Source organism: Ectothiorhodospira sp. BSL-9, from assembly GCF_001632845.1.
Classification (GTDB): domain Bacteria; phylum Pseudomonadota; class Gammaproteobacteria; order Ectothiorhodospirales; family Ectothiorhodospiraceae; genus Ectothiorhodospira.
Window position 1 is genome coordinate 3,323,341 of sequence record NZ_CP011994.1, and the last position, 19,021, is coordinate 3,342,361.

Here is a 19,021-nt window from a genome sequence, read left to right on the forward strand (position 1 = left end):
AACCCCGGGACGCCCCCGGACTCAGGCCCTCCCGTACGTATCCTCAAACCGCACAATATCATCCTCCCCCAGGTAACTCCCCGACTGCACCTCGATGAGTTCCAGGGGGATCTTGCCCGGGTTCTCGAGACGGTGCGTCACCCCCAGCGGGATGAAGGTGGACTGATTCTCCGTGAGCACAAACTGCTCCTCACCCCGGGTGATGCGCGCTGTGCCCCGCACCACCACCCAGTGCTCAGCGCGGTGATAATGCATCTGCAGTGACAGGGTCTCGCCCGGCTTCACCGTGATCCGCTTCACCTGAAAACGGGACGCCATGTCGATCTGCTCATAGCTGCCCCAGGGCCGCGCGACGCATCGGTGATTCTCCGACTCCTCCCGCCCTTCGGCCTTCAGGCGGGCGACAACCTCCTTCACATCCTGACTGCGGTTCTTATGCATCACCAGGACCGCATCGGAGGTCTCCACAATAATGAGATCCTCCACACCCACTGCGGCCACCAGGCGATGGTTGCCGTGCACGTAGCAGTTGCGAGACCCCACCGTCATCACGTCGCCAACGGCCACATTGCCATCACCGTTGCGCTCGCCCACCGACCACAACGACTCCCAGGAGCCCACGTCACTCCAGCCGGCGTCCAGGGGTACCATGACCGCCCGGCGGGTCTTTTCCATCACCGCATAATCAATGGACTCGGAGCGACAGGCGGCGAAGGCCTCCCGATCCACCCGCAAAAAGTCCAGATCCGCCTGCGTGCCCTCCATGGCACGACGACAGGCCTCCAGGACATCCGGTGCATGCTGCTGAAGCTCATCCAGATATGCCGAGGCGCGAAATACGAACATGCCGCTATTCCAGTAATAATCTCCGGAGGCCAGATAGTCCTCGGCAGTGGACCGGTCAGGTTTTTCCACAAACGCCTTCACCGGCGCGCCAGAGCGGCCCTTCGCCTCATCGGCAAGGATATATCCGTAACCTGTGTGGGGCTCGGTGGGCACCACGCCAAAGGTCACCAGATCACCCGCCTCGGCCAGGGACACAGCCTCGGCCAGGGCCCTTTGAAAGGCTTCCACGTCGGCCACCAGATGATCCGCAGGCATCACCACCATGACCGGATCGGCCCCTGATGCCGTCTGCTCCAAGGCTGCCAAAGCCACCGCCGGGGCGGTATTGCGGCCAACCGGCTCCAGGATGATCTGGCATGGATCCACACCCGTCTGCCGCAATTGCTCGGCCACCAGGAACCGGTGGGCATCGTTGCACACGACAACGGGGGCCACCATAGCAGGGTCCTTGGGCAGTCGCGCCAGTGTTGCCTGAAGCATGGTCTGACCCTGACCCGTCAGGGGTAAGAACTGCTTGGGGTAATGCTGTCGCGACATGGGCCACAGCCGGGTACCCGCGCCGCCGGAAAGGATCACAGGAACGATGCCCACGGAGATCTCCATATTGATTCATCCAATTGTTCACTTTATTCGCCAGACCCGGTATGTCGGCGGCTGTCAGTCACCGCGTCTCACCCGATCACTCATCATGATGCCAATCCACCGGGTATCCCGCTGCGCCTCCAAAGCCAGCTTGGCGATCATGGTCAGCGGAATGGACAATATCATTCCCACCGGGCCGAACACCCAACCCCACACCAGCAACGACACCAGCACGATAACGGGCGACAGCCCGAGCGTGCGCCCCATGAACCGCGGCTCCAGCACACTGCCAATGGTCACGTTCACGGCCACATAGAGGCCGAGAACCATCAGCGCCTCCGGGATGCCCATGCCCAACAACGCGATCAGAAGCGCTGGCGCCGCCGCGATGATGGAACCCACATTGGGGATGAAATTCAGCAAACCGGCCAGAATGCCCCAGAGTACGGCAAAATCGACCCCAATCAGGGCGAGACCCGCCCAGATGACGATGCCCGTCGTAAAGCTGGCCGCACTCTTGATCAGCAGGTAGCGATACACAGACCGCAGGAAACGCCGCATCCGAACCCGTGCCCGAGGGCGCCCCGGGAACGCCGCATTCAGTTTAGCCGCCAGCGTGCGCTCCTCCAGCAACAAAAACATGTAAGCCAGCAGCACCAGGAAGGTACTCGCTGTGAAAGCCCCCAAGCCCCCGGCGATCCCTCGAGCCGCACTGGTCAGCGTGGCCGCTCCCGGTAAGGAGACCTCCTCCGGTAACACCTCCACCGGCAAGCCCCGGGCCTCGAAAGCCTCCCGCAGATCCACCAACCACTGCTCCATGCGCTCCTGGTAAAGCGGCGCCTGACTGGCCATGTTTTCGGCCGCCCCCCTCAAGGCCAGGAACAGCAGGAAGAACGTGAATCCAACACAAAGAAAGAGGATGAGCACAGCCAGCGCGCCAGGCACTCCACGGCGCTCCATCCAGGTGAGCGGCGGTGCTGAGATGATGGCCAGGAATGCCGCCAGCAGGAAGGGCGTGAGTATATGGCTCACCTCCTTGAGTCCAGCGAGGATGACCACGGCCGCAGCGGCGCCCAGCAACCAGTGCCAGGTGCCGAGGGTTTCGCTCGAGGAGAAGGGCATGGATTTACTTAACCGCTCAAGTATCACGATCTTCTAGCCGCCTGGAAGGCTTGGGAATGGGGGAATGTATCTGTCAGACGATACACAAAGCCAGGAAGCACTGCACCCGGGAAATCAGTGTATTCAGTCACCCAGTACCACAACCTGAGCCTCAACACGAACCGGGATACCCAAAACGCACAAGGGACCCTTGCGGGTCCCCTGTGATACTGCTCAGGTTGTCAGCGGGCCGAAGCCCATTCCAACCTTAGATGCCAGCCGCTTCCTCGGCTGCGTCCTCGTCGAAGTCATCCGCAGAGATGTCGGGATCCACCTGGGTCTCGCTCAACTCAGCATCGGCTTCGGTCGGCTCCCAGCCCTCACGCCGCTGAACGCGGTTGAGTTCGGGATAGTCCGCCAGCATGTTGGCCCCATCCAGAGGAAGTTGCAGGCCGTTGTGGCAGGTGGCGCAGTTGGTCTTGGGTGCATCACCCAAGGGGCCCAACTGGGAGTCCGGATACACCGGCTGCAGCGGATCCAGATAGTCCACGTTCAGCGCCCGAACCATCTCGAGGCCGTGCCATGCCGTCACACGCTCCGGCGGGCTGGTTTGCCAGTCCGGGAAGTTGTTCGTGTTGTGGCAGGTGGTGCAGTTGGCACCCAGCGCCTTGGACATGTGGATCATCAGGCCAAAGCCCCACTCCGCATCCATCACGTTATGGGGATTGTCACCCATGGGCAGCGTGGAACGCGGGGTTACACGCAGATCCTTGGGATCATCCGCCAGGAACGCACTGAACACATCGTTGGGCAGCGAGGTGGAAGCCACATTAGGACCGGCCAGGTTCTGACCCATCCGGCTGGCAGCCACACCACCGGCCTGCCTCGGACCTGGATCCTCGAACCAGATTTCCGTCGGCACCGGATTACCCATGTGGCAGGTGTAGCACGTCACACCTGTTTCACCCACGTGGGCATCCCACTCGGTGTTGATGGTCTTCGTCATCTCGAGCATGTTCCGGGAGACGATCTTCGTATAGATGTTTTCATCTGCGAAGTCACCCGGCACGTGGCAGTAGTTACAACCCTGTTCCGGCGACACCCAGGCGGTGATCGCGTTCATCAGACGGTTGAACTCCGCAATGCTGAGATCACCCAACACTTCCACACTGGAGTAGATATCCCCAGCGCGCGGCCCGGCATCACTTGCCGGTGGTTCGGCATCAGGGATGACCATGTCAGCACGCTTTCTGGCCTCCAGATGACGCTTGGTCACCTGCTCCATGCCCAGTCCGCGATAACCCTTCTGCTCGGTTTCAATTCCAACTGGCATCTCACAGCCAGTCACCAGGAGTGCAGCACCTGTCAGTGCTGCCACTGTCACAGTTTTGCGCGTAATGGTATTCATTGCGACATCCCTTGAAGCATGGCCGGATCTTCGACGGGCGGATAGATGTTCGGATACGACGGTGCGACGCCGTGATCAATCGCCCACATGTACCAGTTATCAACCACCGTGCCCGTGAGCAGAATGCCGATACCGCCGGTAATCACGGTCAGGACGGCGAACCACCAGGCCCAGCGGTGGATGGATTCCATGGTGGCATTGAAGCCCATGGTCCAGCGCCAGAACAGAGCGGCACGATCGGAAGCTGTACCGCGGTCGGTGATCTGCTCGATTTCGCGCTCACCGCCGTACCGACCCACTGCCAGAACCGTTGCACCGTGCATGGCAAACAGCAGAGCCGAGCCATACAGGAAGGCAATGGAGAGCATGTGGAACGGGTTGTAGTACAGGTTGCCGTACTTCAGGGAGAAGGCAGTCGTCCAGTCCAGGTGCGGGAAGATGCCGAACGGAACTGCTTCCGACCAGTCACCCATCAGCAGCGGACGGAAGAAGCCCAGGGACAGATACAGGAAGATCGCCGCCGCGAACGCCCAGGCCACATGGGTGCCCAGGTTCAGCGCCCGTGCCCGACGATAGACACGCACCCACCACAGCAGGATCGAGGCTGTCAGGAAGAATCCTGCCATCTGCCACCAGCCACCTTCAGCCAGCGGTGCGATGCCCAGGCCATACTGAGCCTGTGGCGGCTCCAGACCCAGGTAGAACAGTTGACGTACAAACTGCGCAGGGTCCCAGTTCACCTGGGCCCAAAAGTTGAAACCAATGATCAGGAATGCGATCAAACCAAAGAGGATCGAGAACAGTCCCGTGTAGCCCAGATAGATCGGGCCAATTTGGGCGTTACCGAATCGGCCAGCTAGATGCATCAGCATCGGCTTGCCAATTCGTTCCCGTTCATTTTCCAGCGGGACGCCGGCCTCAGGCTCCGCCTGGACCTGCACTCGATTGAATATATTCTGATATTCGGCCATTGTGGTCCCCTTACATTAAGCCCAGATCGGAAGGTTAAGCCACCAGTTCCACCATTCCGGCCAGCTACGGGTCCAGAAGGGACCACTCAGAATGATGCACACGGCGCTCCAGAAAGCGGCGTTCAAAGCCAGGAAGAGACCCAGACGATGCACACCAAGGGCGCCAATGGAGTAGCCAACGGTGTCACGGAAGAAGGTATCTTCGTATTCGGGAGTCTTGACGGCCTCGCCCTTCTTCGGGTTGGTCACGGACAGGATCAGGCCGCCATGTAGCGACAAGGCCAGGGCCGTGGTGAAGAAGAACGTGATGGCCAGCATGTGGGCCGGGTTATAGTGGAAGTGCAAGAACTGGTAACCGACGTTGGACACCCAGTCCAGGTGACTCATGATGCCGTAGGGGAAACCATGACCCCAGGCACCCAGCAGGACCGGGCGGATGACCACCAACGCGACATAGGCGAAGATCGCAACACTGAACGCGATCGGCACATGGTAGCCCATGCCCAGTTTGTTACAGATTTCTACCTGGCGAAGTGCCCAGGAGACAAATGCACCGATGGCGCAGATGGTAATGAATTGCCATAGGCCGCCCTCCGCAAGCGGAGCCAGACCCAGGCCATAACTCAAGTCAGGTGGGGCGATATTAATCTGCCAGATATTCCAGGTTGGGCCCATCGCCGCGCCCCAGACGATCAGCAGCGTTCCCAGCGCTGCGAAGATGGCCGTTAGCACCCCAAAAAAACCAACGTAGAATGGGCCTACCCAGAAGTCAAATAGATTGCCCCCAATCAACGTCCCCCCGCGTACGCGGTATCTCTTCTCAAAGCTCAGCATGGACATTCCTAGAACCTCCGGTCAGAAGGCACCGGCCGGAGATTCCGGCCGCTGCCCTAAACTCTCAACACTCTGGTCAACGTATTGGCCCAGATACCGGGCGGGATGAATATTTCACAGCCATTATCCCGCCCGGGAGCGTGGGCATCAGACGTCTTCAGCCCAGGGTTGACTTGCCTGTCTGAGCCTGCACCGCAACCTGCTCGGTCGTATCGACCAGAGAGGCGCTGTGCATCCAGTTGAAGCGCTCGGTGCTCAACAGGATGAAGTGGATCAGAAGAGCCAGCACGGCCAGGAACGCAAACAGGGCAACCAGCGCTCTGCGCGGATCGAACAGCAGCCAAACACGCCACATATTGAAATCTCCTATATTGGAAAGAAACTGCTTTTACTGCTTCGCTAAAGGTACGGCTTAAGACTCGATTCGCCTTTCAGGCGAAGCGTCTTACCAAGCCACACCCCAGGGACGCCACATCCAAGCCAGAACGTGGGCCACAGCGGCAACCGCCAGGAAGCCCATCATGCTGGTCATGAAGACACCATGAAACTCCATGGCCTCCTCTTCATTCAGCCCCGAGAGCGAACCTTTCGTTTCATCAACCATTTAAATACCCTCCAAATGAGCCTAATTGGCAAATACCGCGTTGACTCAACGCGATCACTTACGTCGCAGTTAACCTTACACTACGACAGGTTCAACGATCGTGATCCAGAACAGGTAAATTCCCGAATCTGGTCGAAGCCATCCGAGAACGGAGGTTCCTCCATCTCTGCAGCCCCCACCACGATCGACCCATGACCCCCCGGCCGGGAGGTCATGATCGTCGCCGCCAGGCCGTTGATACAGCCCAATCGGCAACAACCAAGAAAAGCCACGTTCATGCCACGCTCCCGGCCGACACACCAGCCGCGCTCTGGGTGACACGTTCCAACGTCACACGCTCCTCACCCGCCTTGCGAGCGGCGCCCTCAATGGCATCCCGCAGTCTCTTGGCCGCGGAAATACGGGTGAGTACAGGATAGGAATCCACCAGCTTGTCCAGCGCCGCCTTGGCATCGTCGTCCCAGGGCAGCTCGCGGTGCATCCGTGTGGGCGTGGCATCCACCCGATCCAGATCCGTCCCGAGGGGCAGAATGTGGAACAAGGCGTCAAACAATGAATTGCACACCTCCTGTACAAGGTAGGTGGCGCCGGCGTAGCCCATGAACGGCGTGCCCGTATGACGCCGCACGATGGCACCCGGGAAAGAGACCGGGATATACATGGCCCGACCACCGATCTCCGACAAGTACATACGCTCGTTGTAGCTTCCGAATAACACCAGAGGGGTCTTTTCGTGCACGGCCTTGCGCACGGCCGCGTTATCCGGCTTGACACCCGCGCTACGCGAGAAGGAGAAGTGACAGGGCATACCCATCTCGTCCTCCAGGAAATGCCTTATCCCCCGGGCATAGGTTTCAGTCGCCACGATGCCGAAGCTGGCCGTACCGAAGAAGTCCTGCGTCACCGACCGCCACAGATCCCACACAGGCTTGATGGTGGTGTGCTTTTCCTTCTCGATGAACGGTTCCGGATCCAGGCCCAGCAACTCACCCAGCTTGTGCAGAAACTTTGTAGTGCTGTGCAGGCCCACGGGCGCCTGCAGATACGGGCGCTCCAGGGTCTCGCAAAGCTGTCGCCCGAATTCCCGGTACAGACAGACATTCACTTCGGCGTCCGCAAGCCGCGACACCTCTGCCAGATGACTACCCAGAGGGAACACCATGTTCACCTCGGCGCCAATCCCTTCGATCAGGCGGCGAATCTCCGCCAGATCCGACGGCATGTTGAAGTTGCCATAGCTGGGGCCAATGATATTGACCTTGGGCTTTTCGCCTGCCTTGCGGGCCTTCAGCTCGGGAACCTTTTTCAGTCCGTACTGGGCCCAGAGCCAGTTCAAGGCACGGTCGGAGCACTGCCACTGATCTTCGTCGATGGTGCGGGGCAGGAAACGCTGGATGTTCGTTCCTTCCGGCGTAACGCCCCCACCAATCATCTCTGCAATCGACCCTGTCACCACCACGGCCGGCAACTCGGGATCAAGCGTGCTGTGGGCCCGTTTCATGGCCTCTTCAGTTCCGGTCTGGCCCAGTTCTTCCTCGCCCAGACCGGTCACCACAATGGGCAACTCATGGGGCGGCAGGGCATCGGTGTAATGAAGCACCGAGGTGACGGGCAGGTTTTCGCAGCCTACAGGGCCATCAATGATGACCTGCAGGCCCTTGATGGCACTGAACACATAGACTGCGCCCCAGTAACCACCTGCACGATCCAGATCCTGTACCAGCATCAGAGTGCCCCCCCTTTTCTGGAGGCCTTGCGCTGTTTGGCCAAACGATCACGGTATTCAGCCTCGTCCTGGGGCACGTGGTCCCATACACCCGCATTGGCACCCCTGCCCACATCACCGAAGAAGGCCTTCATCCGATCGAAACGCGCCTGGTTGCCCAGCGCCGCGTTGATCACCTGCGCCAATGAACCGGCGCCTGCAGGACCCATCAGGGGGCGCGCGGAGATCAGGTTGGTGAAGTACAGGGCAGGGATGGCCCGCTCCTTGGCGTGCTGCACCACTGGCGTCGTGCCGATGGCCAGATTGGGGCCAAACTCTTCAATGGCGGCAATATCCTGCTCCAGAGTGGCGCGATACTGAACACGCACCCCCTTGGCTTCCAGCCACTCCCGATCGGGAGCGGACCAGGGCGTTTTCGGGCAGGCCGTACCCACGTACGGGACATCGGCACCACTTTCAATCAGCAAACGGGCCACGAGCAACTCGGAGCCCTCGTATCCGGACACGGTGATGCGTCCCTTGATCGGCGCACCACTCAGCGCGCCCTTGATGGCCGGCAGGAAGCGGTTCTTGGAGGCATCGATCGCAGCCTGCTTCACGCCACAGGCCTGCCCAATGGCATCCAGCCAGGCGGCGGTGCCGTCATAGCCCACCGGCGCAGATCCAACCACCTCACGGCCTGCCGCGTTCAATTCACGCACCGAAGCGGTATAAAACGGATGAATGGCAGCACCCACCGCACAATCCAGGGCAGCGTACAGTTCGCGCCACTCGCGGGTGGGCACCACCGGGCCGGTCGCCAGCCCCAACGGCTCGAGCATGGCGGCAAGTCCCATGGGATCGGCCGGGAACATTTCCCCCAGCAGAGTCACAGTGGGCTTATCCTTGCGGCCTTCGCGGGGTGCCTGTACCGGCCCCTGTTCTGCCTCGCTCCGGGCATAGCGCAACATGGTACCCGCCAGGAGGTCCTTGGCCTCGGCATGGGTTCCCACACCAAAACCCGGGACGTCCAGACCGATGATACGAACCCCGTTGATCTCCTTGGGCAGCAGCCGGAGCGGCACACCCGAAGCCGAGGGCACGCACAGGTTGATGATGACCACAGCATCGTTGAGCGCCGGGTCGGCGAGCTGATAGACCGCCTCGCGGATATCCTCGAACAGCTTGCCGGTAACCAGGGTCTCGGAATCGAAGGGGACGTAATTGACAGTGCGACGCGCGCCGTAGAAATGCGACGTGAAGCTCAGCCCATATACGCAACAGGCAGACCCGGACAGCACCGTCGCCGTGCGACGCATGCGCAGACCCACCCGAAGGGAACCGAATGCCGGGCACATGCTCTGGGGTTGGTCATGAGCCCCCCCGGCCGATTTACCCGAGTGTGAACCTTGGGCACTTTGCGTGGTCTCTACAGTCACGGGGATAGCTTCAACCGTCGTCTTGGTCGATGCATCATAAAACCCGGATGTGGACGAACCCTCCCCTGCGCCGGAGAGGGTTTCGGTGCGGCTGGCGTCACCCGCGTGACCCCGATGCCCTTCAGACATCGTCATAGATCACCTCGAGAGACGGCTTCTTGACGATCAAGCCGCCATGCATGTCTTCCTGGGTGGCCGGCTCGAGCACCACATCACGCCCCACCTCTTCGCTGGTGAACAGGCCCAGGAGGTCATCCTGGCTCAGTGGGTTGGGATGCCTGGGCGGGGCTTCGGCCACCTGCGTGGCCAGTTCCGCGAACAGCGGACCCCATTCCCCATCAGGATGGGCCACGATCTGATAATTAGCACTCTTGCGGCGAATATCTTCGTTCGCCGGGATGGAGGCCAGGATCGGGATATCGGCCGCCTTGGCGAAGGCCTGGGCCTCACCGGTGCCGTCATCCTTGTTGATCACGATGCCCGCAACGCCCACGTTGCCACCCAGGCGGCGGAAGTATTCCACTGCCGAGCAGACGTTATTCACCACATACAGGGATTGCAGGTCATTGGAGCCGACCACGATGACCTTCTGACACAGGTCACGGGCAATGGGCAGACCAAAGCCGCCACAGACCACATCACCCAGGAAGTCCAGAAGGACGTAGTCGAAACCCCACTCATGGAAGCCCAGCTTCTCAAGGATTTCAAAGCCGTGGATAATCCCACGCCCCCCGCAGCCGCGCCCTACTTCGGGCCCGCCCAGTTCCATCGCAAACACGCCACCGCGCTTGAAGCAGACATCACCGATCTCCACCTGCTCGCCCGCCTGTTTCTTGCGGGCCGCGGTATCAATGATGGTCGGGCAGGCACGCCCACCGAACAACAGGGAGGTGGTATCACTCTTGGGGTCGCAACCGATGAGCAGCACACGCTTGCCCTGCTGCGCCATCATGTAGGAAAGATTGGAAAGGGTGAAGCTCTTGCCAATCCCACCCTTACCGTAGATGGCGATAATCTGGGTTTCTTTGGCGGAAGAGCTCTGCACGCTAACGTCCCCTTCAGGCTGACTGGAGTCCATGCCAGCCCCGGAACGGAGCTGGCCACGGAGGCTTTCAAGTGACACGGAGGATTGGCCGTCTGCCTTCTTCACTGGCCACTCCTCCAGTCGAGGATCATCTTCAGACATTGGGGGTCACCAAAGGCGATGCGGTAAGCCTCATTTGCCTGGGCAGCCTGATACCGATGGGTGATCAAGCCTTTCAAGGATAACCCACCCGACTCAATGAGCTTCTTGACCTCAATCAGATCCGATGCATGCCACTCAGCCGCACATCGGATCCTGGCCTCGCGCATGAAGGCAGGGGGGAACTCGAAACTCAGTGGCTGACTATAGAAGCCAGCCAGGATGACTTCCCCACCGCGCGCGAGCCGGGCGACCAGGGTGTCCAGGATCTTCGAATCACCACTGACATCCACGATGCAGCGATAATCCCGGCGCTCATCCTTATCCGGATGGACCACCGTATAGCCCTCGGCGCCGACTGCCCGTTCGGCATCCAGTTCCCAGACCACCGGCTGTCCACCGGCCGCCACGACAACGCGGGCCAGCAGGCGACCCAGCACACCGTGACCAACGATCAGTTCAGGCAGGGCGGCCTTATCCAGCCCATCCACCGGCTTACCCTGAAAGATGGCGTGATAGGCCGTTGCCGCCAACGCCAGGAGGACACCCTCCTCACCCAGATCATCCGGCAGCGGCACCACCTTGGCACCCGGCACCACAACGCGGGAAGCGGCACCGCCGAAAAGGCCGCGAACCTCGCCATAACAGGCTGCGCCCGGCACAAAGACCTGCTCGCCCACCTGCCGACCCGACTCAGGACCGGCGGCAGCGATGCGCCCCACCGATTCGTAACCAGGCACCAGGGGATAGCCCATGCCGGGAAAGCTGGGCATGCGCCCGGTCCACAACAGGCGCTCCGTGCCGGTACTGATACCGCTGAAGGCAATATCAACGACCACGTCAGCATCGCCTGGAACGGACAGGTCCAGCTCACTGATCACAAGATGCTCAGGCTTTTCGATGACGACGGCTGTCGCTTTCATGGCAATTTGACCCGGGGCGTTCTTGCCCCTACGAGATATGCGTGTAAGTCTAGCGTGACCCTAGAGGTTGTCAACCCAAACTAACACGCACCCGAGGTCACGGCTGGGCCAACATGACACGGGTCAATAAGGGGTTTCTGGTATTCAGCAAGCGCACCCGGCTAAACCCTGATTCTCTTAGTAAAATTTCGATTTCGACAGGCGTTCTGGGGCGTCCACGCCCCATGGCAAAGAGGTAAATGCCAAAATAGGCATCGCCTATGGGCTCGGCACCCCGGGTGCCGGACATGGGTTCTGCCAACAGCAGGGCGCCATCCTTCGGCAAGGCCTCGCGAACGGCGCGAAGCAGCCCCAGGATGTGGTCGTCATTATGATCATGGACGACGCGCACCAGGGAGATGAGATCCGCGCCCTTGGGCAGCTCATCCTGGAAAAAGTCCCCGCCTATGGCCGTGGCTCGATGGGCCAACCCCTGACCCTGGAAATTTTCCCGAGCCTGCTCGGCCACCGCCGGCAGGTCGTAGAGCACCAGCTCGATATCCGGCGCGCGACGGGCTACCGCTGATAGAAAAGTGGCATTGCCGCCCCCCAGGTCCATCAGCCGCTTGTAGCCCTTGGGGTTGAAGGCATCAAGAATTTCCTCCGCCACCAATTGCTGAGAGATCGACATGAGTCGGGTATACGGCGTGATCTGCTCACCCGCCAGCGTCGTGGGCGGACCATCCCCGGCGTAGGCCCAGTACCCCCCAAGCCGGGTCTGCGGGTAATGCCCGCGCAGCAGACCCACCGGGTCCACCAGGTCTTCGTAGAGCATGGCATGGTGGTCCACCATGGCAGCGATACCGGGATTGGCCATCATGGCGGCCCCCTGCGCGCCCAGCCCGTAACAGCCACGACCGTAATATTCCGTCAGCTTGAGCGAAGCCGCCGCCTTGAGCAACAGCAGGCAGTTTTCCTCGGGCAGATCCAGATACCGAGCCAACTCTGGCACGGTTTGCGGGCCCTGAGCGTGCAGATGTTCCAGCAGCTTGAGCCGCACGCAGGTGTAGAGCACCTGCGAATAGACAAAGCCAGCAACCACATCGAACAGGTGACGGGCACGCCGACGGGCAATGGGCCGGGTAAGAGGGAATGCAGCCGCCCAGCGCTGAAAGGCAGGGCTGGAGAGGATGCGATTACGCAACGACAGAAAACCGCCGCGCCACAGGGCTCCGGATGGCGAGCCTGTCGCCATCCGCTTCCAGTATCTTGTCATGGGAGAATTGCCTGGGTTCAGGCGGCCTGCTGGGCCAGTTCTTTGGGCAGGAACTTGGCGGCCTGCTTCATGAGCAGCACTCGCAATTCGGCCTCACCCGGGCAGGCCGGAATGGAATCCATGGCCTCTTCCAGCAAACGCTTGAGGCGTTCAGTCGCGCCCTTGACGCCCAGTTGGCGAACCGCATTCGGCCGATCCAGGGCCTCATCCTGACCCACTGGCTTGCCCAGCTCCTCAGGATTGGACACTGCGTCACGCAGATCATCCGCTACCTGGAAGGCTTCCCCGAGCTTCTCGCCCAAGGCACGCCAGGGAGCAGGGTCGTGACCCGCTGCCGCAGCACCCACCATGGTGGCCGCCGCAAACAGGGCGCCTGTCTTGGCACGCTGGTACTCGGCGAGATCCACCTTGGGCTCACATTCCCAGGCCTGACCGGCGATGATGCCCGAGGGCACGCTCACGCCCTGCCCCACCGTCAGCAACAGGGGCGCAAGCCGTTCCGGCGAACTGGCCGTACCCCGGGCCAGCACTTCCATGGCCAGAACAATCAGGGCGTCTCCACCGAGCACCGCCAGGCGCTCACCGTAGGCAGCGTGAACCGAGGGCTTGCCGCGACGCATGTCGGCGCTGTCGAAACAGGGCAGATCGTCGTGGACCAGAGAGGCACAGTGCATCAGCTCGATAGAGGCCAGGGCGGCGTCGGTGACTTCGGGGGCATCATCACCGCAGGCCTGGGCAACGGCCAGCACCAATTGGGGACGGATCCGGGCACCGCCCGGGAAGACTGCATAGCGGATCGCTTCAAGCAATAAGGGCGGCCCGGCCGGCGACTCGCCATCAGCCAGAGCCTGTTCAAGTGCCTGCTCGATTCGCGTCGTGGCTTCCATGGTGTGCCTCCGCCCCGTAGTGTAAGGTTAGCTTGTCATTGGTACGTTTCGCTCAGCATAGACACAAGCCAGGGCCGAGTCAAAGGCGTTGGCCGAACGACAAGGAATCACATGGGCACACCCAATATCGCCATCATTGGCGCGGGCATCGCAGGCCTCTCTGCCGCCCTGGAACTGGCTCACGCCGGGATGAATGTGACGGTTCTCGAGCAGGCCGCACGCCCCGGCGGCAAAATCCGGGAGGTGGGTGTCGGCGACGCCCGAATCGATGCAGGTCCCACCGTGTTCACCATGCGTTGGGTGTTCGAGGAACTGTTCGATTCAGTTGACACTTCCCTGACCGATCACCTGAATCTGCAACCCATGTCAATCCTGGCTCGCCACGCCTGGAGCGAGGATGAGCGCTTTGACCTGCACGCGGATCACGATGCCTCGGTGGATGCGGTGGGCCGTTTCGCCGGCGCCGCCGAAGCCAGGCGGTTTCAGGAATTCTGCGATCGGGCACGACGCACCTACCAGACCCTGGAAGGCCCGTTCATCCGCGATACCCGTCCAACACCCCTGAGCCTGGTGGGAAGAGCCGGCATCCGGGGCCTGGGTGGACTCATGCGCATTTCGCCCTACGACACCCTCTGGAACGCTCTGGGTCGGCATTTCCACGATCCCCGGCTGCGGCAACTGTTCGGGCGCTATTCCACTTACTGCGGCTCATCCCCCTTCCTGGCCCCGGCCACCCTGATGCTGGTGGCCCATGTGGAGCAGGAAGGAGTATGGATGGTGGAGGGCGGCATGGCCCGCATCCCCGAGGCCCTCGCCTCCCTGGCCCAGGAACGCGGTGCCACGGTACGCTATCGCACCCGTGTGGAGTCCATCGAAACCCGCGGCGGCCGAGTGACCGGGGTGCGTCTGGGCGACGGCGAAACCCTCACCGCCGACGCGGTCATCTCCAACACGGACATCTCGGCCCTGAGCCAGGGCCTTTTGGGCACGGAGGCCTGCCGTGCCGTGGCGCCGGTGGCCCGCGAAGGGCGCTCCCTGTCGGCCATGACCTGGAACCTGGTGGCACCCACTGACGGATTCCCGCTGCTGCGTCATAATGTGTTTTTCTGCCGTGATTACCCGGCCGAATTCGAACATATCTTCAACCAAGGGCGAGTGCCGGCTGAACCCACGGTGTACATCTGCGCTCAGGACCGTGGCGATCGGGACGGCAACGGGGTATCCGGTCCCGAACGCATGCTGTGCCTGATCAATGCCCCGCCCATCGGCGACCGCCATACCTTCGATGAACAGGAGATCGCTCAATGCCAGGACAATGCCTTCCGGGTGCTGGAACGCTGTGGATTGCAGGTGAAAACGGGCTCGGACCAACCCGTGGTCACTACGCCGACCCAGTTCGAGGGATTGTTTCCGGGAACGGGAGGGGGCCTCTACGGCCAGGCCACACATGGATGGAGGGCCACGTTCAATCGTCCGGGGGCCCGCAGCCGGATACCGGGGCTGTACCTGACCGGGGGGAGCGTGCACCCGGGCGCGGGGGTGCCGATGGCGACCCTCTCGGGACGTCTGGCAGCATCGGCCCTGCGCAAGGACCTGACTTCACGGAAACGGTAACCCCCGGAGGTTACCTGTGGTGGTACCTGGACGCCCTGAGCGATGACGGCCGCTACGGCATCACCCTGATCGGCTTCGTGGGCAGCGTCTTCTCCCCCTACTATGCCTGGGCCCGCCGCCGCGGCAATCCGGACCCGAATCACCACTGCGCCATCAACGTCGCCCTGTACGGCGACGTGAAGCGCTGGGCCATGACGGAACGGGGCCGGGGCGATCTGGCGCGGGACAGCCACAACCTGACCATCGGCCCCAGCGCCATGTCCTGGGATGGCAAGGTACTCACGGTGACCATCGACGAGACCACCGCACCCATCCCCTCCAAACTGCGAGGACAGGTGCGCCTGACACCCCACTGCCTTACCGGATACAGCTTCGCCCTGGACGGCAAGGGCCTGCACCAATGGCGCCCTATCGCGCCCTCGGCGCGAGTGGAGGTGGACCTGGAGCAACCCGGGCTGCAATGGGAGGGACGCGGCTACCTGGACAGCAACCGGGGTGAGGAGCCCGTGGAGAAAGGTTTCCGCTACTGGGACTGGTCACGGGCCGTGATGGAAGATCAGGAGACCGTGGTCCTCTACGAGGCGGACCGCCGGGACGGTGGTCACAGCCTGCTCTCACTGCGCTTCGATGCGGACGGAAAGGTGCGGGAGGTGGAAGCGCCGCCAGCGCACGGCCTGCCCACGGCGCGCATCTGGCGCGCCCCCAGGGCCACCCGCGCCGACGCAGGCAGCGCAACCATCCGACACACCCTGGAAGACACCCCCTTCTACGCGCGCTCCCTGGTGGATGCCCGCATCCACGGGGAGAAGGCCGTTGCTTTCCACGAAAGCCTCTCGCTGAATCGCTTCGAGAGTCCGGTGGTGCAGTTGATGCTGCCCTTCAGAATGCCCCGCCGGGCCCGGAGTTAGCCCAGGGCCACGTCCCCGCGGTCCCGATTGCGGGCCAGTGCGCTGGTCTTGCGAGCCGGGCGCATGGAACGATCCCGTTCCTCCAGACGGTGGAACAGGTTGTGCAGCCACATCAGGCGGTGCTCCACCCGTCCCATGGCCATGGCCGTGGGACGGATGCTGTCGCGACCAAAGGGATGCTCGCGCACGGCGTCCACCAGAAAACGATTGGCCTCCAGCGGCTCCTCCACGAGGATACGGTTCATCACGGTCAGCTGTTTGTCGCTGAAGCGACGGAACATTTGGGTCAGGGCGAGGATCTTCCGGGACGGCGACACCACGGCGCGCTGATTGATGGAGTCCAGGCCATTGCGTTCCACTTCCCGGCCGATCTCGGAATACAGCGCCATGGCCGCCTGAATCCCTGGCCTGCATGAGGGCGGCAGGGTCTGAACGCCCACAGAGCCACGCTCATACAGCCTGTCAGCGGCCTCCAGCAGACGCTGGACCACCTGTGCTATTTCCGGGGTGAATGTCGGATCGGCCAGGAAGGCCTCCACATCAATGCCGTGTTCCTCCATCCAGTTCAGCGGCAGGTAGATGCGACCGTTCCGGGCGTCCTCGCCCACGTCGCGGGCGATGTTGGTCAATTGCATGGCCACGCCCATATCGCAGGCCCGTGCCAGGGCATCCGGGGAGCGCACCCCCATGACCAGGGTCATCATGGCGCCCACCGTACCCGCCACCCGGGCACCATAGGCCTCCAGCGATGCCAGGTCGGGGTAGGTACGCCCGCCCGTATCCCATTCAAAGCCCTCCAGCAGGGCCTGAGGGAGCGCCTTGGGGATGGAGAAACGCTGGACCACCCGGGCAAAGGCCCGATCCGCGGAGAAATCGCGGGGCTTGCCCTCATAGATACGATCCAGGCGATCCTGCATGCGCTCCAGACCATCCCCCGGCCATCATCCAGATCAATGGCATCATCAGCGAGCCGGCAGAAGGCATACATGGCCGTGGCGGGCTCCCGGATCTGCCGGGGCAGGAACAGGGAGGCTGCATAGAAGGACCGGGAGCCGTCACACAACAGGGAACGGCAGGCCGCCATGTCTGCGGCCCGCGTGGGTCGCTTGGTCTTGGGGGTTGCTTGCATCATCGGGCACCTTTCACTTGGGCTGCATCCGGAACCACGCTGTCCAGTACTCGCGCCGAGGAGATCACCCCAGGCAAACCGGCGCCGGGATGTGTTCCGGCGCCCACCAGGTAGAGTCCCTTCACGTCCTCGCTCTTGTTGTGGGGCCGGAATCCTGCACTTTGCAGCATGATCGGCTCCAGACCGAAGGCGGCTCCGCGGAAGGAGTTCAGGTCGTCCTGGAAGTACTGGGGGGTGATCATGTGGGAACTGATCACCTGCTGCTCCAGATCGGGCAGTATGCTGGAAGATAGGAATTCGGAGATCTTGCGCCGATAGGGCTCGGCCTTTTCGGCCCAGTCCACACCGCTTTGCATGTGCGGGACCGGCGAGAGGACATAGAAGGTATCGCATCCCTCCGGCGCCAGGGAGGGATCGGTCTTGGTGGGCCGATGGAGATACAGGCTGAAGTCTTCTGCAAGGATCTTGCGCTGGAAGATGTCCTCGATGAGTTCCTTGTAGCGCGGCCCCAGGATGATGGAATGATGCGGTACGTCCTCGTAGCGCTTTTTCGTGCCGAAATACCATACGAACAGGCTCATGGAGTAACGGGCCCGCTCAATGCGGTTGTTGGTCCAGCGCTGGCGGGCCGGCGGTGGCACCAGGTTGCGATAGGTGAAAGCGGAATCGGCATTGGAGACGACGATGTCGGCGGCTATGGATTCGCCCGACTTCATGCGCACCCCGGTCACCCGCCCGGACTGTACATTGATGTTGGCCACTTCCTGGCCGCAGCGCACTTCGTTGCCCTGCCCCTGGATGAGGTCCACCAGACCTTCCACCAGGCGGCCCGTGCCGCCCATGGCGAAGTGCACGCCGTAGCGCCGCTCCAGATAGGAAATCAGACAGTAGACGGAGGTGGTACGGAAGGGATTACCCCCCACCAGCAGGGGATGGAAGCTCAGCACCTCGCGCAGCCGGGAGTTCTTGATGTATTTGGCCACCATCCCGTACACGCTGCGATAACTCTGCAGCTTCACCAGGTCCGGGACCACCTTGACCATGTCCAGCATGGAATTGAAGGGGACATGCGCCAGATCCTCGAAGCCTACCTTGTAGTTGGCCTCGCTGGCCTTCATGTAGGCATCGTAACCTTCCAGATCATCGGGGGCGAAGCGTTTCACCTCCTCGCGCACCTTTTCCACGTCGGCCCAGTAGTTGAAGACCTCGCCATCATGAAAACGGATCTGGTAGAAGGGGTCCATGGGGCGCAGGTCAATGTCGTCTTCCATGCGCCGACCGCAGAGTTGCCAGAGTTCCTCCAGCACGAAGGGTGCGGTGACGATGGTCGGCCCGGCATCGAACGTGAAACCGTCCTGGCGGAACACATAGGCGCGACCACCGGGGGCATCCAGCTTCTCCAGCACGGTCACCCGATAGCCGCGGGCACCGAGCCGGATGGCTGCCGCCAGCCCTCCAAAACCACTGCCAATCACCACGGCATGCGGGCGGGTATCATCAACAGAAGGGGACGAGGTGGCAGGCTCGGCAACTGTGGTCACGGGCAACCCTATGAAGTGTAAGTCTTGGTTGGCAGTCTAGCAGGGGTCCCCACCCCTGACCAGACAGGATGCAGGCGTAAAATCCCCGAGT

Annotated in this window: 17 protein-coding genes and 1 pseudogene; 2 read left to right on the forward strand and 16 right to left on the reverse strand. The window is 61.8% G+C overall.

Annotation, left to right across the window (positions count from 1 at the left end; genetic code table 11):
• Positions 1-21: 21 nt before the first annotated feature.
• The 13 genes from ECTOBSL9_RS15185 to ECTOBSL9_RS15245 all read right to left on the reverse strand — a co-directional run bounded on the left by ECTOBSL9_RS15185 (position 22) and on the right by ECTOBSL9_RS15245 (position 13,738).
• The gene (locus tag ECTOBSL9_RS15185; RefSeq protein ID WP_063465758.1) at positions 22-1,449 is read right to left on the reverse strand and encodes a mannose-1-phosphate guanylyltransferase/mannose-6-phosphate isomerase; all 1,428 of its coding nucleotides are present in this window, start codon (positions 1,447-1,449) and stop codon (positions 22-24) included.
• A gap of 54 nt (positions 1,450-1,503) precedes the next feature.
• Positions 1,504-2,550 carry an AI-2E family transporter gene (locus tag ECTOBSL9_RS15190; protein WP_063465759.1) on the reverse strand — a complete coding sequence of 349 codons (1,047 nt, stop codon included), beginning with the start codon at positions 2,548-2,550 and terminating at the stop codon, positions 1,504-1,506.
• 247 nt (positions 2,551-2,797) lie between these two features.
• Entirely contained in the window at positions 2,798-3,862 is a 1,065-nt protein-coding gene (pufC, locus tag ECTOBSL9_RS15195) for a photosynthetic reaction center cytochrome PufC (RefSeq protein ID WP_168161579.1), read from the reverse strand.
• Between the two features lie 71 nt (positions 3,863-3,933).
• A complete protein-coding gene (gene pufM / locus ECTOBSL9_RS15200) occupies positions 3,934-4,908 on the reverse strand; it encodes a photosynthetic reaction center subunit M (protein ID WP_063465761.1) in 975 nt (324 codons plus the stop codon).
• A gap of 15 nt (positions 4,909-4,923) precedes the next feature.
• Positions 4,924-5,748 (reverse strand): photosynthetic reaction center subunit L, encoded by an 825-nt coding sequence (gene pufL / locus ECTOBSL9_RS15205; protein WP_063465762.1) that lies wholly within the window; start codon positions 5,746-5,748, stop codon positions 4,924-4,926.
• 151 nt (positions 5,749-5,899) lie between these two features.
• On the reverse strand, positions 5,900-6,097 hold the full coding sequence (gene pufA / locus ECTOBSL9_RS15210; protein WP_025281947.1) for a light-harvesting antenna LH1, alpha subunit: 198 nt from the start codon (positions 6,095-6,097) through the stop codon (positions 5,900-5,902).
• 90 nt (positions 6,098-6,187) lie between these two features.
• Positions 6,188-6,346 (reverse strand): light-harvesting antenna LH1, beta subunit, encoded by a 159-nt coding sequence (pufB, locus tag ECTOBSL9_RS15215; protein ID WP_025281025.1) that lies wholly within the window; start codon positions 6,344-6,346, stop codon positions 6,188-6,190.
• Positions 6,347-6,620: 274 nt separating this feature from the next.
• The gene (gene bchZ / locus ECTOBSL9_RS15220) at positions 6,621-8,072 is read right to left on the reverse strand and encodes a chlorophyllide a reductase subunit Z (RefSeq protein WP_063465763.1); all 1,452 of its coding nucleotides are present in this window, start codon (positions 8,070-8,072) and stop codon (positions 6,621-6,623) included.
• Positions 8,072-9,409 (reverse strand): chlorophyllide a reductase subunit Y, encoded by a 1,338-nt coding sequence (gene bchY / locus ECTOBSL9_RS15225; protein ID WP_240481008.1) that lies wholly within the window; start codon positions 9,407-9,409, stop codon positions 8,072-8,074. Before bchY ends, bchZ begins: the two co-directional genes overlap by 1 nt.
• Positions 9,410-9,611: 202 nt before the next feature.
• Complete coding sequence (locus tag ECTOBSL9_RS15230) at positions 9,612-10,568, reverse strand: chlorophyllide a reductase iron protein subunit X (protein ID WP_063466243.1); 957 nt, start codon at positions 10,566-10,568, stop codon at positions 9,612-9,614.
• A 68-nt stretch (positions 10,569-10,636) separates the two neighbouring features.
• Entirely contained in the window at positions 10,637-11,596 is a 960-nt protein-coding gene (bchC, locus tag ECTOBSL9_RS15235; RefSeq protein ID WP_063465765.1) for a chlorophyll synthesis pathway protein BchC, read from the reverse strand.
• A 97-nt stretch (positions 11,597-11,693) separates the two neighbouring features.
• Complete coding sequence (locus tag ECTOBSL9_RS15240; protein ID WP_082829998.1) at positions 11,694-12,851, reverse strand: methyltransferase; 1,158 nt, start codon at positions 12,849-12,851, stop codon at positions 11,694-11,696.
• Positions 12,852-12,868: 17 nt separating this feature from the next.
• Positions 12,869-13,738, reverse strand: a complete 870-nt coding sequence (locus tag ECTOBSL9_RS15245) for a polyprenyl synthetase family protein (protein WP_063465767.1) — start codon at positions 13,736-13,738, stop codon at positions 12,869-12,871.
• A 111-nt stretch (positions 13,739-13,849) separates the two neighbouring features.
• Here ECTOBSL9_RS15245 and crtD point away from each other — a divergent pair, with 111 nt between their 5' ends.
• The gene (gene crtD / locus ECTOBSL9_RS15250) at positions 13,850-15,352 is read left to right on the forward strand and encodes a 1-hydroxycarotenoid 3,4-desaturase CrtD (protein ID WP_063465768.1); all 1,503 of its coding nucleotides are present in this window, start codon (positions 13,850-13,852) and stop codon (positions 15,350-15,352) included.
• Positions 15,353-15,429: 77 nt separating this feature from the next.
• On the forward strand, positions 15,430-16,260 hold the full coding sequence (locus ECTOBSL9_RS15255) for a carotenoid 1,2-hydratase (protein ID WP_240481009.1): 831 nt from the start codon (positions 15,430-15,432) through the stop codon (positions 16,258-16,260).
• Here the strand turns inward: ECTOBSL9_RS15255 and ECTOBSL9_RS15260 are convergent.
• The 3 genes and pseudogenes from ECTOBSL9_RS15260 to ECTOBSL9_RS15265 form a co-directional block, all read right to left on the reverse strand.
• Complete coding sequence (locus ECTOBSL9_RS15260) at positions 16,257-17,177, reverse strand: phytoene/squalene synthase family protein (RefSeq protein WP_256366317.1); 921 nt, start codon at positions 17,175-17,177, stop codon at positions 16,257-16,259. The two genes, ECTOBSL9_RS15255 and ECTOBSL9_RS15260, sit on opposite strands and share 4 nt — an antisense overlap.
• Positions 17,178-17,254: 77 nt before the next feature.
• Positions 17,255-17,392: pseudogene (locus ECTOBSL9_RS17900) on the reverse strand (phytoene/squalene synthase family protein); the annotation flags it as partial.
• The gene (locus tag ECTOBSL9_RS15265) at positions 17,389-18,930 is read right to left on the reverse strand and encodes a phytoene desaturase (protein ID WP_063466245.1); all 1,542 of its coding nucleotides are present in this window, start codon (positions 18,928-18,930) and stop codon (positions 17,389-17,391) included. The pseudogene ECTOBSL9_RS17900 and the gene ECTOBSL9_RS15265, both read right to left, overlap by 4 nt.
• Positions 18,931-19,021: the final 91 nt, after the last annotated feature.

Bases quoted from the DNA above. Each gene is read 5' to 3' on its own strand.
- ECTOBSL9_RS15185 (WP_063465758.1), bottom strand. From the start codon at position 1,449: ATGGAGATCTCCGTGGGCATCGTTCCTGTGATCCTTTCCGGCGGCGCG.
- ECTOBSL9_RS15190 (WP_063465759.1), bottom strand. From the start codon at position 2,550: ATGCCCTTCTCCTCGAGCGAAACCCTCGGCACCTGGCACTGGTTGCTG.
- pufC (WP_168161579.1), bottom strand. From the start codon at position 3,862: ATGCCAGTTGGAATTGAAACCGAGCAGAAGGGTTATCGCGGACTGGGC.
- pufM (WP_063465761.1), bottom strand. From the start codon at position 4,908: ATGGCCGAATATCAGAATATATTCAATCGAGTGCAGGTCCAGGCGGAG.
- pufL (WP_063465762.1), bottom strand. From the start codon at position 5,748: ATGTCCATGCTGAGCTTTGAGAAGAGATACCGCGTACGCGGGGGGACG.
- pufA (WP_025281947.1), bottom strand. From the start codon at position 6,097: ATGTGGCGTGTTTGGCTGCTGTTCGATCCGCGCAGAGCGCTGGTTGCC.
- pufB (WP_025281025.1), bottom strand. From the start codon at position 6,346: ATGGTTGATGAAACGAAAGGTTCGCTCTCGGGGCTGAATGAAGAGGAG.
- bchZ (WP_063465763.1), bottom strand. From the start codon at position 8,072: ATGCTGGTACAGGATCTGGATCGTGCAGGTGGTTACTGGGGCGCAGTC.
- bchY (WP_240481008.1), bottom strand. From the start codon at position 9,409: ATGTGCCCGGCATTCGGTTCCCTTCGGGTGGGTCTGCGCATGCGTCGC.
- ECTOBSL9_RS15230 (WP_063466243.1), bottom strand. From the start codon at position 10,568: ATGGACTCCAGTCAGCCTGAAGGGGACGTTAGCGTGCAGAGCTCTTCC.
- bchC (WP_063465765.1), bottom strand. From the start codon at position 11,596: ATGAAAGCGACAGCCGTCGTCATCGAAAAGCCTGAGCATCTTGTGATC.
- ECTOBSL9_RS15240 (WP_082829998.1), bottom strand. From the start codon at position 12,851: ATGACAAGATACTGGAAGCGGATGGCGACAGGCTCGCCATCCGGAGCC.
- ECTOBSL9_RS15245 (WP_063465767.1), bottom strand. From the start codon at position 13,738: ATGGAAGCCACGACGCGAATCGAGCAGGCACTTGAACAGGCTCTGGCT.
- crtD (WP_063465768.1), top strand. From the start codon at position 13,850: ATGGGCACACCCAATATCGCCATCATTGGCGCGGGCATCGCAGGCCTC.
- ECTOBSL9_RS15260 (WP_256366317.1), bottom strand. From the start codon at position 17,177: ATGCAGGATCGCCTGGATCGTATCTATGAGGGCAAGCCCCGCGATTTC.